The following is a 15,909-nucleotide window of genomic DNA, read 5'->3' on the forward strand; positions in this document are numbered from 1 at the left end:
GCTCTGCTCTGCAAGCACTTTCGTGATCGCTGCCGTCAGCGTCGTCTTACCATGGTCAACATGGCCAATCGTGCCAATGTTTACATGCGGTTTACTACGATCAAATTTCTCTTTGGCCATTTTATTTCTCCGTTTTCTCCGGCTGCCTCAGCTTATTGAGTTACGCCAACTTCGCCAGAACTTCGTCTGAAACGTGTTGTGGCACTGGTTCATAATGATCGAATACCATGGAAAAGGTTGCGCGACCCTGTGTCTGGGAGCGCAGGTTGTTCACATAGCCAAACATATTGGCCAGAGGTACCATGGCATTAACGACTTGCGCGACACCGCGCGGTTCTGTTCCGGTCACCTGACCGCGACGACTGTTCAAGTCGCCCATGACATCGCCGATATACTCATCCGGCGTCACAATCTCGACCTTCATCATCGGCTCAAGAAGACGAAGACCGGCTTTCGGTGCGATTTCGCGCATCGCCGCACGCCCTGCAATTTCGAAGGCCATGACCGAGCTATCGACATCATGGTAGGCACCATCAACGAGGGTGACCGACACATCGATCATCGGGAAGCCAGCAAGAACGCCGGTCTCGACAATGTCACGAATACCTTTTTCAACACCCGGAATATATTCCTTCGGCACCGAACCACCGGTAATGGTATCGTTAAAGGTGAAGCCCGCACCTGGCTCGCCCGGCTCAACAACAATCTTGATACGAGCGAACTGACCCGAACCACCAGACTGTTTCTTATGCGTGTAGTCGAGCTCTGCCTGCTTGGTAATGCTTTCACGGTAGGCCACCTGCGGTGCACCGATATTCGCTTCAACACCAAACTCGCGCTTCATGCGATCGACAATAATGTCGAGATGCAATTCACCCATGCCCTTAATAATCGTCTGACCGCTTTCAACATCGGAAGAAACGCGGAAAGACGGATCTTCTTTTGCGAGGCGATTAAGCGCAACACCCATTTTTTCCTGGTCGGTCTTGGTCTTCGGCTCAACCGCGATCTCAATCACGGGCTCCGGAAACTCCATCCGCTCAAGAATGACAGGCTTTGACGAGTCACACAGCGTATCACCTGTGGTCGTGTCTTTCAGACCCGCAATAGCGACAATGTCACCGGCACGGGCCTCTTTCACATCTTCCCGGCTGTTGGCATGCATCTGCAACATACGGCCCACACGCTCGCGGCTGTTCTTAACAGAGTTCAGCGTCTGCGTGCCTGCTTCCAGGACACCGGAATAGATCCGAACAAATGTCAACGAGCCAACGAAGGGGTCCGTCATCACCTTGAAGGCGAGACCAGCAAACGGCTGATCATCAGACGGGAGACGTTCAATATCCTGCTCGGTCTTCACATCGATACCATGCGTTCCGCCGATATCTGTGGGAGACGGCATAAATTCAACAACAGCATCCAGCAAAGGCTGAACACCTTTGTTCTTGAACGCGGTCCCTGTCAGGACTGGTACAAAAGCAGCTGCCAGGGTTCCCTTACGAATACAGGCGCGCAGAGTGTCTTCGCTCGGCTCTTCTCCTTCGAGATAAGCCTCAAACACTGCTTCGTCCATCTCAATCGCCGTTTCAACCATTGATAAATGATATTCAGCAGCTTTGTCTGCAAGCTCAGGACGAATGTCGCGATATTCGAAAGACGCGCCCATTTCTTCGCCGTTCCAGACGATTTCCTTCATCTTGATCAGGTCAATAACGCCCTCGAATTCAGCTTCTGAACCGATAGGAAGCTGCAGCACAAGCGGCTTGGCACCCAGGCGAGTCTTGAACATTTCGACGCAACGATAGAAGTCGGCGCCAGTACGGTCCATCTTGTTGACGAAGCACATGCGCGGAACACGGTACTTGTCAGCCTGGCGCCATACGGTTTCAGATTGTGGCTCAACGCCGGCAACACCATCAAAAACAGCAACCGCGCCGTCAAGCACCCGTAAAGACCGCTCAACTTCAATTGTGAAGTCAACGTGACCCGGGGTGTCGATGATGTTGATGCGGTGATCTTTCCAGAAACAAGTCGTCGCAGCAGAAGTAATCGTAATACCCCGCTCCTGCTCCTGCTCCATCCAGTCCATAGTTGCCGCACCATCGTGCACCTCACCGATTTTGTGAGACACACCGGTGTAGTACAGAATGCGTTCTGTCGTCGTTGTCTTACCCGCGTCGATATGGGCCATAATCCCAATGTTGCGGTATCTTTCGATGGGCGTTGTGCGTGCCATGTCTGAAATCCTAGATCAAGCTTGCGTCGTTAAATTCGTTTACCAGCGGTAATGGGCGAACGCACGGTTCGCTTCCGCCATTTTGTGCGTGTCTTCACGTTTCTTGACTGCGCCGCCGCGTTCGTTCGATGCATCAAGAATCTCTCCGGAAAGACGATCCACCATGGTGACCTCTGACCGCTTGCGCGCACTGGCGATCAACCAGCGAATGGCAAGCGCCTGGCCACGCTCGGAGCGGACCTCAACCGGCACCTGGTAAGTGGCACCACCAACACGGCGAGAGCGCACTTCAATATCCGGCTTCACCTTGTCGAGTGCTTCATGGAAGACTTCGACAGGATTGGACCCGGTCTTCTTTTCAATAATGTCAAAAGCACCATAAACAATGCCTTCGGCAGTAGACTTTTTCCCATCAAACATGAGGGAGTTCATGAACTTGGTCAGAACAACATCCCCAAATTTTGCGTCAGGGAGAACTTGGCGTTTTTCAGCAGCGTGACGACGTGACATATATCAGATTCCTTATTTCGGCTTCTTCGCGCCATACTTGGAACGACGCTGGCGACGATCCGCAATCCCTTGCGTGTCCAGCACACCACGAATGATATGATAACGAACACCCGGCAAGTCCTTCACACGACCACCGCGGATCAGAACAACCGAATGTTCCTGGAGGTTATGACCCTCACCAGGAATATAGCTCGTCACCTCGAAACCGTTGGTCAGACGCACACGGGCGACTTTACGCAATGCGGAGTTCGGCTTCTTCGGAGTAGTCGTATATACTCTCGTACAAACACCACGCTTCTGCGGGCACGCCTCCATGGCGGGCACTTTATTACGCGAAACCGGCGCCTTGCGGGGGTTTCTGATCAGCTGATTAATAGTAGGCATTCTTCTTCCTATCATTCGATTCCGCAAATAGAACAGCCGCGTGCAGCTGCGGCTCTGCTCGCGGTCAGGTTTTTTGCGTCCACCCGAAGAGACTTAACACGTGTGCTTTTCATAAAATCCCAACGACACACGGAAAAAAAATAGTACACGACTGTTGTCAGGAGCGCGCAATATATGGGTGAGGCCCCATGCAGTCAAGCAGAAAAGATTGCATTTTTGTTAATCTCTAAATGGCGTTGGTTTGAGCCTTCCCTCGCCCCCTATTTGGCTAAAAATTCGACGATTTCGCGATCTGGAATTGGAATTCACCATCATAGGGTGACGAAATCTCTTTGGGTTAACGAGAAACGGCGCCCGATGAAAGGCGCCGCTTCCTTATTTTCTGTCTTTCCGCGCTACGCTACGAGACGGAACAGACCGATTCTTGAAAGGTTATTCCGCAGCGGTGGTTTCTTCCGTTGCTTCCGGCTGCAGCATATCGACAGCTGCATCCGCATTGTCCTGGATTTCCTTGTCCCGCTTCGCCGCCAGCAATTTGAGGCGGTTCATCTGGGCACCGGTACCCGCCGGGATCAGACGACCAACGATGACGTTCTCCTTCAAGCCCATCAGCGTATCCTTCTTGCCGGCCACAGACGCTTCCGTCAGCACCCGGGTCGTTTCCTGGAAGGAGGCGGCCGAGATGAAGGAATTCGTCTGCAGGCTGGCTTTCGTGATACCGAGCAGAATCGGGCTGCCTTCTGCCGGAGCCTTACCGGCAGCGACCAGTTTCTCATTCTGCGCCGCAAACTCTTCACGGTCAATTTGCTCACCGATCAGGAAGGAGCTGTCGCCCTGTTTCTCGATCTCGATCTTCTGCAGCATCTGGCGGCAGATCACCTCGATATGCTTATCGTTGATTTTCACGCCCTGCAGACGATAGACGTCCTGAATTTCATTGATCAGGAAGTTGGCAAGTGCCTCGACACCCAGAACTTTCAGAATATCGTGCGGAGCAGGATTCCCATCTAGCAGGTAATCACCGACCCGAACATAGTCACCCTCGTTGACCGAAAGATGCTTGCCCTTGGGTATGAGATATTCAACCGGTTCGGCGCCCTCTTCTTCAGGACGGATTGAAACACGACGTTTCGACTTGTAGTCCTTGCCGAATTCGACAAAGCCATCCGCCTCTGCGATAATCGCATGGTCCTTCGGACGACGGGCTTCGAAAAGCTCGGCCACACGCGGCAGACCACCGGTAATATCTTTTGTCTTGGAGCCTTCACGCGGGATACGTGCCAACACGTCACCAGCCTGAACTTCCGCGCCATCCTCAACCGACAGAATAGCATCCACCGGCAGGAAGTAACGCGCCTCATGCCCACTTGGCAGGGTAAGAAGCTCTCCGTCATCGCCACGCAGGGTAATGCGTGGGCGAAGATCGCTGCCTTTCGGCTGAGACTTCCAGTCAACAACGATTTTCCGGGCGATACCGGTTGCCTCGTCGACCTGCTCGGCCATGGAAACACCGGAGACAAGGTCTTTGTAGCTGACTTTACCTTCAAGCTCGGTGATCACCGGCGTAGTAAACGGATCCCACTGTGCGAGCTTGTCGCCCTTCTTGACCTTCGCGCCTTCGTCGACCATCAACCGAGTACCATAAGCGACACGGTGACGTGCCCGTTCACGGTTGTTGTTATCGACAAGTACAAGTTCCGAATTCCGGCCCATAACAATCGGGTTTCCGCTGCTGTTGATAACAACGTTCCGGTTTTCGATCTTGATCGTGCCTTCATGAGACGCATCGATGGAGGAAACTTCAGCCACCTGCGCCGTACCACCGATATGGAAGGTACGCATGGTCAGCTGGGTGCCAGGTTCACCGATTGACTGGGCCGCGATAACACCAACCGCTTCGCCGATATTCACCGGTGTACCACGGGCCAGGTCACGACCGTAACACTTGCCGCAGATCCCGCCTTTGGTTTCACATGTCAGGACTGAGCGGATCAGGACCTGTTCAACACCGGACGTTTCCGCAAGAAGCGAACTTGCTTCGTCAAACATTTCACCGCCAGCAACAATCACCTCGCCCGTCACAGGATTGACGACATCAACGGCCGCCGTCCGTCCGAGCAGACGATCGCTCAAGGTCGCGATAATATCGCTGCCTTCCACGACTTCGCGAACGGTGACACCCTTCTCTGTCCCGCAATCTTCTACGATCACAACACAATCCTGTGCGACGTCCACCAGTCGACGTGTCAGGTAACCGGAGTTCGCTGTCTTAAGCGCTGTATCCGCGAGACCCTTACGGGCACCATGGGTGGAGTTGAAGTATTCAAGAACGCTCAAACCTTCCTTGAAGTTAGAAATAATCGGCGTTTCGATAATTTCACCGGACGGCTTCGCCATCAAGCCGCGCATACCGGCAAGCTGTTTCATCTGGGCAGCGGAACCACGGGCACCGGAGTTGGCCATCATGAAGATGGAGTTGATGCCAACCTGACGGTTGTTCTCGTCCATTTCCACGGCCTCAATGACTTTCATCATTTCATCGGCAACGCGGTCCGTACATTGTGACCAGGCATCAATGACCTTGTTGTACTTCTCACCCTGGGTGATCAGGCCGTCGTAATACTGGCGTTCGTATTCTTCCGCCAGCTTACGGGTATCCTCGACAAGCTTATCCTTTGACTCAGGGATACGCATGTCGTCCTTACCGAAGGAAATACCGGCGCGGCAGGCGTGCGAGAAACCAAGGCCCATAATCCGGTCAGCAAAGATCACGGTCTCTTTCTGGCCGCAATGACGATAGACCTCGTCAATCACCTGGGTGATTTCCTTCTTCGTCAGAAGGCGGTTAATCAGATCGAAGCTGATTTTCGCATTCTTGGGAAGAATCTCCTCGATCAGCATCCGGCCCGGTGTCGTTTCCACAAGCTTGCGAACTTCCGATCCATCTTCCTGCGTTACCGTAATCTTGGTCTTGATCTTGCTGTGCAGGGTCAGGACCTTATTGTCAATCGCGTGCTGGGCTTCCGCCACGTCGGCAATGATCATTCCTTCGCCGGGCTCATTGGCGATGTCCATTGTCAGGTAATAGATACCGAGAACAATGTCCTGGCTCGGCACGATAATCGGCTTGCCGCTTGCCGGGCTCAGGATGTTGTTCGTCGACATCATTAGAACACGGGCTTCAAGCTGCGCCTCTAGAGATAGCGGCACATGAACAGCCATCTGGTCACCGTCGAAGTCGGCGTTAAAGGCCGTACAAACGAGCGGATGCAGCTGGATCGCCTTGCCCTCAATGAGGACCGGCTCAAAGGCCTGGATACCAAGACGGTGAAGCGTCGGTGCGCGGTTGAGGAGTACCGGATGCTCGCGGATAACCTCTTCGAGAATATCCCAGACTTCCGGACGTTCTTTCTCAACCAGCTTTTTCGCCATCTTGACGGTCGCTGCCATGCCCTTGAGTTCAAGCTTCGCATAAATAAAGGGCTTGAAAAGCTCAAGAGCCATCTTCTTCGGCAGGCCGCATTGATGGAGTTTAAGCTCTGGCCCGACCACAATCACGGAACGGCCGGAATAGTCGACACGCTTACCAAGAAGGTTCTGACGGAACCGGCCCTGCTTGCCTTTCAGCATGTCAGAGAGGGATTTCAGCGGCCGCTTGTTGGCGCCCGTGATCACCCGGCCACGACGGCCGTTGTCGAACAGCGCATCAACGGATTCCTGAAGCATGCGCTTTTCGTTGCGGACAATGATGTCCGGTGCACGCAGCTCAATCAGCCGTTTCAGGCGGTTGTTCCGGTTTATAACCCGGCGATAAAGATCGTTCAGGTCAGACGTTGCAAAGCGGCCACCATCCAGCGGAACCAGCGGACGCAGTTCCGGCGGAATCACCGGTATAACTTGCAGGATCATCCATTCAGGACGGTTGCCCGATTCCATAAAGGCTTCAATGATCTTGAGACGTTTGGCGAGTTTACGCGGCTTAGCTTCGGACGTCGTCGTTGCCATTTCCTCGCGGATTTCATCGCGAATGGTCTCAAGGTCGAGAGCTGCGAGAATATCGCGAATTGCCTCGGCGCCGATACCGGCAGTGAAGGCATCTTCCCCATACTCGTCCTGCGCATCGAGATATTCCTCTTCCGTCAGCAGCTGGAACTGCTTGAGCGGCGAAAGACCCGGCTCGACAACCACATAGTTTTCGAAGTAGAGAATCCGCTCCAGATCCTTCAACGTCATATCGAGCAACAGGCCGATACGGGACGGAAGCGATTTCAGGAACCAGATATGCGCGACGGGAGAAGCAAGCTCGATATGCGCCATGCGTTCGCGACGCACCTTGGAAAGCGTAACTTCAACACCGCATTTCTCGCAGGTAATCCCGCGATATTTCATCCGCTTGTACTTACCGCACAGGCATTCATAATCCTTGATCGGGCCAAAAATCCGCGCGCAGAAAAGACCGTCTTTTTCCGGCTTGAAAGTTCGGTAATTGATGGTTTCGGGCTTTTTGATTTCTCCGAACGACCAAGACCGGATCCGCTCCGGCGAGGCAATAGAAATACGGATTTCATCAAAAGCCTGAGTGCCCTGTGGCTGACCAAAAAGGTTCATCAACTCATTCATGGACCATCTCTCCTTTTAAACCCCGGGGTCCCCGGGAGGCGCATATATTGCGGCCTAAAAAATAACTGTCTGTGACTAACGTATCAATTGGTCCCGGGCTCGCCCGGGACCAACTTAATCAGTAACCAATCTGCGAAAGCTCGACATTCAGGCACAAGGAACGCATTTCCTTAACCAGAACGTTGAAGCTTTCCGGAATACCGGCTTCAAACGTATCGTCACCGCGGACAATGGCTTCGTAGACTTTCGTCCGGCCAGCCACGTCGTCCGACTTGACGGTCAGCATTTCCTGCAGGGTGTAGGCGGCGCCATAGGCCTGCAGGGCCCAGACTTCCATCTCACCGAAACGCTGTCCGCCAAACTGCGCCTTACCGCCCAGCGGCTGCTGGGTGACCAGGCTATATGGCCCGATTGAACGCGCATGGATCTTGTCATCGACCAGATGATGCAGCTTCAGCATATAGATATAGCCCACTGTCACCTTCCGATCAAAGGGTTCCCCCGTCCGACCGTCGATGAGAGTGACCTGACCCGAGGTATCCAGACCCGCGATTTCGAGAAGACGATTGATGTCATCCTCCTTCGCACCATCGAATACCGGCGTCGCCATCGGCACACCATTCTTGAGGTTGCCGCCGAGTTCAAGAAACTGCTCATCGGACATGCCGGAGATCTTTTCCTCATACTCTTCGTCGCCATAAACCTCTTTCAGCTTGGCTTTAAGCGGATCAAGATCGGTTGCGCCAAGACGGATCCGGGTCATGATCTCGGTGATCTGGGTGCCGATACCATGGCTGGCCCATCCAAGATGTGTTTCCAGAATCTGCCCGACGTTCATGCGCGACGGCACACCAAGCGGGTTAAGCACGATATCGACAGGCTTTCCGTCTTCAAGGTAAGGCATATCCTCTTCCGGTAGAATCCGGGAAATAACACCCTTGTTACCATGACGACCGGCCATCTTGTCACCAGGCTGAAGCTTCCGCTTCACGGCAACAAAGACCTTGACCATCTTCATCACCCCGGGTGGCAACTCATCACCACGCTGCAGCTTGTCGACCTTGTTCTCGAAGCGGGCACGAAGACCGCCAATGGCCTCATCATACTGCTTCTTGAGCTGCTCGATCTTCTCCATCGCGGAGTCGTCCTTGACGCTGATCTGCCACCAGACACCAGTGTGCAGATCCAGCAGCTTCTCTGACGTGATTTCCTCGCCAGCCTTGAACTCGCTCGGGCCGGAAGCAACTTTCTGAGAAACCAGCAAACCTTTCAGGCGGTCATAAATCGTCCGCTCCAGAATGGCTTTTTCATCATCTCGGTCTTTTGCCAGATGCTCAATCTCATCCCGCTCGATGGCGAGCGCACGCTCGTCCTTCTCAACACCATGGCGGTTGAAGACACGAACCTCAACAACCGTACCGGCAACACCCGGCGGCAGTCGCAGGGACGTATCACGAACATCAGAGGCTTTCTCACCGAAGATGGCGCGCAGGAGTTTTTCTTCCGGTGTCATCGGGCTTTCGCCCTTCGGCGTGATCTTGCCCACCAGAATATCGCCTGGCTGAATTTCCGCGCCGACATACACGATACCGGCTTCATCGAGGTTTTTAAGTCCCTCTTCACCGACGTTCGGAATATCGCGGGTAATTTCTTCCGGGCCGAGCTTCGTATCACGGGCCATGACCTCAAATTCCTCGATATGGATCGAGGTGAAGACATCGTCCTTCACAATCCGCTCGGAAATGAGGATTGAATCCTCGAAGTTATACCCGTTCCACGGCATAAACGCGACCAGCACGTTCCGGCCAAGAGCCAACTCACCGAGATCCGTTGACGGTCCGTCACAGATGATATCACCGGCATCGACCATATCGCCCACTTTCACAAGCGGCCGCTGGGTAATACAGGTATTCTGGTTCGACCGCTGGAACTTCAGCAGATTATAGATATCGACACCGGATTTGCTGAGGTCTTCCTCATCCGTCGCCCGGATCACGATACGGGTGGCATCCACCTGATCGACGATACCGGCGCGTTTGGCAACCGTAGCAACACCGGAATCGCGGGCAACCCGCTCTTCCATACCGGTACCGACAAACGGAGCTTCGGCCCGCAAGAGCGGGACGGCCTGACGCTGCATGTTCGATCCCATGAGGGCGCGGTTCGCATCGTCATTTTCCAGGAACGGAATAAGCGCCGCACCAACGGACACAAGCTGTTTCGGCGAAACGTCGATATAGGTAACATCTTCAGGCTTCGCGACGACATATTCGCCCTGCGCCCGGCAGCGCACAAAATCTTCCGTGAACATGCCTTTATCGTCGAGCGCGGCGTTAGCCTGGGAGATCGTATGCTTGCTCTCTTCCATGGCGGAAAGATATTTGACCTCTCCGGTCAGCTTGCCGTTTTCGACACGCTGATACGGGCTTTCGATAAAGCCATATTTGTTCACTCGGGCAAAGGTCGCGAGCGAGTTGATAAGACCGATGTTCGGACCTTCCGGTGTTTCAATCGGGCAGATACGACCATAATGGGTCGGGTGAACGTCCCGCACCTCAAAGCCCGCACGCTCACGGGTCAAGCCACCCGGGCCAAGCGCGGAAAGACGGCGCTTATGGGTAATTTCCGACAGCGGGTTGGTCTGATCCATAAACTGGCTGAGCTGGCTGGAGCCGAAAAACTCACGTACGGCAGCGGCGGCCGGCTTCGCATTGATCAGGTCATGTGGCATGACCGTATCAATCTCGACCGAGCTCATCCGTTCCCGAATGGCACGCTCCATCCGGAGAAGGCCGATACGGTACTGGTTTTCCATCAATTCACCGACGGAACGAACACGGCGGTTGCCGAGGTTATCGATATCGTCAGTTTCTCCGTGGCCGTCTTTCAACCGCACAAGAGTCTTGACGACCGCCAGGATATCTTCCTTGCGAAGAACGCGAACGGTATCTTCCGCGTCAAGATCGAGACGAAGATTCATCTTCACCCGACCAACAGCGGAAAGGTCATAGCGTTCCGAATCGAAGAAGAGGCCATTGAACAGGGCTTCTGCGGTTTCCTCGGTCGGCGGCTCACCCGGCCGCATCACGCGGTAGATTTCAACCAGAGCCTGGTCACGGGTACTGCTTTTGTCCACGGCAAGGGTATTGCGGATGTAAGGACCAACATTGACATTATCGATATCGAGTGTCGGGATTTCCTTGAATCCGGATGCTTCGAGCTGGTCGATAAGATTCTCGGTCAGTTCTTCGCCGGCCTCAACTAGGACTTCGCCGGTTTTTTCGTTGATAAGGTCTTCGGCAACATAGCGGCCCACCAGATCAAGATGGCCCACCAGCATGTCTTTCAGCCCCTCATCCATGAGCTTCTTGGCGAGACGCTGGGTGATTTTTGTACCGGCTTCCGCAACAACCTTCTGGGTATCCGCATCAACAAGGTCGCGCAGCAGGCGGCTGCCGCGAACACGATCTACGTTGAACGGTGTGCGCCAGCCCTTTTTCTCGAGCTTGTAATCAACGCGATCATAGAAGTAGCCGAGAATGTCCTCATGCGTCATGTCGAGCGCCTGCAGGAGCGCTGTGACCGGCAGCTTGCGCCGGCGGTCGATACGAACATGAACGATGTCTTTGGCATCAAACTCGAAATCAAGCCAGGAACCGCGGTACGGGATTACGCGGGCAGCAAAGAGAAGTTTACCACTGGCATGGGTTTTACCCTTGTCATGGTCGAAGAAGACGCCGGGGCTGCGATGCATCTGGGAGACGATCACACGCTCGGTGCCGTTGATGATAAAGGTGCCTTTGTCTGTCATGAGCGGCATATCGCCCATGTAAACGCTCTGTTCCTTGATATCGAGAACCGATTTTGCTTCCGTATCCGGATCAACTTCAAATACGATCAGGCGCAGCGTCGCTTTCAGCGGCGCGCCAAAGGTCATGCCGCGTTGTTGGCACTCTTCCTCGTCATACTTCGGTGCCTCAAATTCATAAGAGACAAATTCAAGACTTGCCGTGTCTGCAAAGTCCTTGATTGGAAATACGGATTTGAAGACAGATTGAAGACCTTCGTCGCCGCGCGCCTCGGGCGATATATCTTTCATCAAAAACGCATCGTAAGAGGTTTTTTGGACCTCTATCAAGTTCGGCATTTCGGTCGCCGCCTCGATGCTTCCAAAATTTTTACGAACGCGCTTGCGACCGGTGAACGACTGCAATATGCCCATGCCAAATCCCCGTATGTTTCTTGGCCAACTAAAAAACAACCTTTGCTAAAAAGGCTGCGAGCCGGATTTCCTAAAGATCAGAAAAACTCTAATCTCTTGAAACTCCTGCAAATTTTTCCCCAGCTTTAAGGCTACTGGAGCCGCCACGTGATTAAATTCCCGCCGGACAACCACTCGCCTGCTTAGAAAGCGGCTGCGGGGAAGGCAGCAAAAGCCGCCTTCCCCGTTTTAACTTTAGCCACCCAAAGGTCGCCACATCGCATCTGTTTATTTAAGTTCAACAGTTGCGCCTGCGCCTTCGAGCTGTTCTTTGATCTTGTTAGCTTCATCTTTCGGTGCAGCTTCCTTAACAGCTTTCGGCGCACCTTCAACGAGGTCTTTTGCTTCCTTAAGACCGAGGCCCGTGATGGCACGAACCTCTTTAATGACGTTGATTTTCTTTTCGCCAGCAGCGACCAGAATAACGTCAAACTCGTCTTTTTCTTCGGCTGCAGCGGCATCACCACCGCCTGCACCCGGAGCAGCAGCTACAGCAACAGGTGCTGCGGCAGAAACGCCCCATTTTTCTTCCAGAAGTTTTGAAAGTTCTGCAGCTTCCAGCACTGTCAGGCTGGAAAGGTCTTCGGCAATCTTTTCGAGATCGGCCATTGTACTATTCTCCTCAGGTAAACCTATTGGTTTGGTTTAAATATTAACTGGCTATTACATCTAACCCTGTTCGGCTTTCGCCGCCAGGACACGGGCCAACTGACCGGCAGGAGCCTGAAGGACACCAGCGATTTTCGTCGCCGGAGCCTGCAGCAACCCGACCAATTTTCCGCGAAGTTCATCAAGCGATGGCAAGCTTGCAAGAGACTTGACCCCGGCGGGGTCCAGTTCCGTTGCGCCCATTGCGCCACCAATAACGACAAACTTCTCGTTTCCCTTTGCATAGTCCGTTGCAACTTTCGGTGCCGCGACGGGATCGCTTGAATAAGCAATACCTACGGGGCCCTTCAGCTTGTCGGACAGGGAACTATAGTCCGTGCCATCAAGAGCGAGACGCGCAAGCCGATTTTTAGTCACTTTGAAGCTGGCACCGGCATCCCGCATCTTTACACGAAGCTCGGTCATTTGCGCCACAGTGAGACCACTGTATTCGGCGACAACAACCACAGCTGCCTCGTTAAAGACACCGTTCAGTTCGGTAACCACCGCTTCTTTTTGCGATCGGTCCACTCGTCGTCTCCAGTCTTTGAAATACCTCTAACTCTTAAGGCATTTCGTTTACACTAGAACCCGGCCTGCGCCGGATCCGGTTAAACTGTCCCAGGTCCACCTGAATTGCTGACTAGCAGCGAATTTTTTAGCTTCCCTGTCTATGCAGGCAACGATTTGCATTTAAATTCCCATTTCATAAGATCCGGGAACACCTGCAGTCTTGGACAGACGGACTGGCGAACCAGCCCGACATCTGCCATCTCCGAAAAGACAGCAAATTCTTCTAAATCAGCGTCAGATTACGTCGCTGATTTCAAGTTTCAGGCCCGGGCCCATCGTAGAGCTCACGGCGATCTTCTTGATAAATGTTCCTTTTGCTCCGCTTGGCTTGGATTTCGCCACAGCGTCAACAAAGGCCTTGATATTCTCGCTCAACGCTTCCTTGGAGAAGCTTGACTTGCCGAGGCCCGCATGAACAATCCCGCTTTTTTCAGCACGGAACTCAACCTGTCCGCCCTTGGCCGCCTTAACGGCGTCGGCGACATTTGGTGTTACCGTACCAAGCTTCGGGTTTGGCATCAGGCCGCGCGGACCCAACACCTTGCCGAGACGACCGACGACGGCCATCATGTCCGGGGTTGCAATGCAGCGATCGAAATTCATTTCTCCAGCCTGGATTTTCTCCATCAGGTCTTCCGCCCCGACGAGATCGGCACCGGCTTTCGTCGCCTCTTCAGCCTTGTCACCACGGGCAAAAACTGCCACGCGGACAGACTTGCCTGTACCATTCGGCAGCTGGATCACGCCACGCACCATCTGATCTGAATGGCGTGGGTCAACACCGAGGTTCATTGCAATCTCGATGGTTTCATCGAACTTGGAGGTAGCGCTCGACTTGATGATGTCGACTGCTTCTTCCAGCGGATAGAATTTTTCGCGGTCGATCACGTCAACAGCGGCTTTTTGCTTCTTGGTCAATTTTGCCATGATCTTAACCCACCACTTCCAGGCCCATGGAACGGGCGGAGCCTTTAATAATGTTCATCGCAGAGTCAATATCGTTGGCGTTCAGATCTACCATCTTCGCTTCAGCGATCTCACGAACCTGCGCCTCAGTCACCGTGCCGGCAACTTCCTTGCTTGGCGTGCTGCCGCCCTTTTTCAGCTTGGCAGCCTTTTTCAGGAAGTAGGAAGCCGGCGGTGTCTTGGTAATGAAGCTGAAGGAGCGATCAGCATATACCGTAATAACTGTGGGAATCGGCATACCGCCTTCCATGCTGCCCGTGGAGGCATTGAAAGCCTTGCAGAATTCCATAATGTTCACACCCTGCTGGCCCAATGCCGGACCGATGGGCGGGGACGGATTTGCCTGTCCCGCCGGGACCTGCAACTTGATATAACCTTTAATCTTCTTTGCCATTTTAAGCCCTCTTCAAATTTAAGGGGTCGTGGTACAGCCATGGCCGGCCTCCCACAACAATCCGCACCATGCGGAAATTACTGTCTAACTTTTTTCAACCTGCGAATAATCAAGCTCAACAGGTGTTGAACGACCAAAGATCGAAACCGAGACTTTCAGCTTCGCCTTCTCTTCATCAACTTCTTCGACCTGGCCCATAAAAGTGGCGAACGGACCGTCACAGACGCGGACTTCCTCGCCAAGCTCGAAGGTAACCGATGGCTTGGGCCGCTCGATCCCTTCCTGCACCTGGTTGAGAACCGCCATTGCCTCCTTCTCGGAGATCGGCGTCGGCTTGTTGCCATTCCCAAGGAAACCTGTCACTTTCGGCAGGTTCTTGACCAGATGGTATGTCTCGTCATTCATCTCCATATGCGCCAGAACATAGCCCGGGAAAAACTTCCGTTCCGCATTGACTTTCTGGCCGCGCCGCACTTCCACGACTTCCTCAACCGGGACCAGCACCTCTTCAAACAAGTCGGCCATGCCTTTGACAATCGCCTGCTCCTTGACGGATTGGGCGACCTTCTTTTCAAAGCCCGAATAGGCGTGAATAATATACCAACGTTTGGCCATGTGCTCAGGATCCCAGTGACATAATTGCTTTGATGGCGAACTGAATGCCGGAATCAACCAAGAAAAAGAACATGGAAGCCAGAAAAACCATGACAAAGACCATCCCCGTTGTCACCAGCGTTTCCTTGCGGGTCGGCCATGTGACTTTCGAGGCTTCCTGCCGCACCTGGCGGATAAAAGCTCCTGGGTTTACCTTTGCCATAATTCTTCAAAAATCCTTCATCCGGTGAATGACCCGGCGGTATACAAGACTTTTACACATAGATCAACCAGATTGGCAGGAGAGGAGGGACTCGAACCCACAACCCCCGGTTTTGGAGACCGGTGCTCTACCAATTGAGCTACACTCCTCCAGTCTGAACGGGCAATCCCGGGTCGCCGAATTCTTCACCGACGCCCGGGACCAACCCTTATCTTGATGTAACTGTCCTGACAGTTAAGACAACTAAGGCCTGTCTTCCTTATTCGGTTACGGATGCGACGACGCCGGCGCCGACGGTACGGCCACCTTCGCGAATTGCGAAGCGCAGGCCTTCATCCATGGCGATCGGTGCGATCAACTCGACATCCATCGTCACATTATCACCCGGCATCACCATTTCCGTGCCTTCAGGAAGCGACACAACACCCGTCACGTCCGTCGTCCGGAAATAGAACTGCGGACGATAGTTCGTGAAGAACGGTGTATGACGACCGCCCTCT

The 15,909-nt window shown here is 53.6% G+C and carries 13 protein-coding genes and 1 tRNA gene; all 14 read right to left on the reverse strand.

Annotated elements, in window-relative coordinates; all coding sequences use genetic code 11:
* The coding region (locus J0X12_RS17165; protein WP_207045895.1) for a GTP-binding protein at window positions 1–120 on the reverse strand (120 nt) is incomplete at its 3' end.
* Window positions 121–160: 40 nt separating this feature from the next.
* Complete coding sequence (fusA, locus tag J0X12_RS17170; protein ID WP_207047674.1) at window positions 161–2,236, reverse strand: elongation factor G; 2,076 nt, start codon at window positions 2,234–2,236, stop codon at window positions 161–163.
* A gap of 39 nt (window positions 2,237–2,275) precedes the next feature.
* Window positions 2,276–2,746: a 30S ribosomal protein S7 gene (rpsG, locus tag J0X12_RS17175; protein ID WP_207047675.1), complete on the reverse strand. Its 471-nt coding sequence runs from the start codon at window positions 2,744–2,746 to the stop codon at window positions 2,276–2,278.
* A gap of 12 nt (window positions 2,747–2,758) precedes the next feature.
* Window positions 2,759–3,130 (reverse strand): 30S ribosomal protein S12, encoded by a 372-nt coding sequence (rpsL, locus tag J0X12_RS17180; protein ID WP_161316330.1) that lies wholly within the window; start codon window positions 3,128–3,130, stop codon window positions 2,759–2,761.
* A gap of 432 nt (window positions 3,131–3,562) precedes the next feature.
* Window positions 3,563–7,750, reverse strand: coding sequence for a DNA-directed RNA polymerase subunit beta' (gene rpoC, locus J0X12_RS17185; protein WP_207047676.1), 4,188 nt, complete (start codon window positions 7,748–7,750; stop codon window positions 3,563–3,565).
* A gap of 118 nt (window positions 7,751–7,868) precedes the next feature.
* Entirely contained in the window at window positions 7,869–11,972 is a 4,104-nt protein-coding gene (gene rpoB, locus J0X12_RS17190; protein WP_207047677.1) for a DNA-directed RNA polymerase subunit beta, read from the reverse strand.
* A 267-nt stretch (window positions 11,973–12,239) separates the two neighbouring features.
* A complete protein-coding gene (gene rplL, locus J0X12_RS17195) occupies window positions 12,240–12,620 on the reverse strand; it encodes a 50S ribosomal protein L7/L12 (RefSeq protein WP_207047678.1) in 381 nt (126 codons plus the stop codon).
* 60 nt (window positions 12,621–12,680) lie between these two features.
* Entirely contained in the window at window positions 12,681–13,190 is a 510-nt protein-coding gene (gene rplJ, locus J0X12_RS17200) for a 50S ribosomal protein L10 (RefSeq protein WP_207047679.1), read from the reverse strand.
* 276 nt (window positions 13,191–13,466) lie between these two features.
* The gene (rplA, locus tag J0X12_RS17205) at window positions 13,467–14,159 is read right to left on the reverse strand and encodes a 50S ribosomal protein L1 (protein WP_207047680.1); all 693 of its coding nucleotides are present in this window, start codon (window positions 14,157–14,159) and stop codon (window positions 13,467–13,469) included.
* Window positions 14,160–14,163: 4 nt separating this feature from the next.
* Window positions 14,164–14,592, reverse strand: coding sequence for a 50S ribosomal protein L11 (gene rplK, locus J0X12_RS17210; RefSeq protein WP_207047681.1), 429 nt, complete (start codon window positions 14,590–14,592; stop codon window positions 14,164–14,166).
* A gap of 84 nt (window positions 14,593–14,676) precedes the next feature.
* Window positions 14,677–15,207: a transcription termination/antitermination protein NusG gene (nusG, locus tag J0X12_RS17215; protein WP_207047682.1), complete on the reverse strand. Its 531-nt coding sequence runs from the start codon at window positions 15,205–15,207 to the stop codon at window positions 14,677–14,679.
* Window positions 15,208–15,211: 4 nt separating this feature from the next.
* Entirely contained in the window at window positions 15,212–15,409 is a 198-nt protein-coding gene (gene secE / locus J0X12_RS17220) for a preprotein translocase subunit SecE (protein ID WP_207047683.1), read from the reverse strand.
* A gap of 73 nt (window positions 15,410–15,482) precedes the next feature.
* Window positions 15,483–15,558, reverse strand: a tRNA-Trp gene (locus J0X12_RS17225).
* A 110-nt stretch (window positions 15,559–15,668) separates the two neighbouring features.
* On the reverse strand, window positions 15,669–15,909 hold a 241-nt coding region (locus tag J0X12_RS17230), incomplete at its 5' end, for an EF-Tu C-terminal domain-related protein (RefSeq protein WP_475631974.1).

This window comes from Sneathiella sedimenti, assembly GCF_017313765.1.
GTDB classification, from domain to species: domain Bacteria; phylum Pseudomonadota; class Alphaproteobacteria; order Sneathiellales; family Sneathiellaceae; genus Sneathiella; species Sneathiella sedimenti.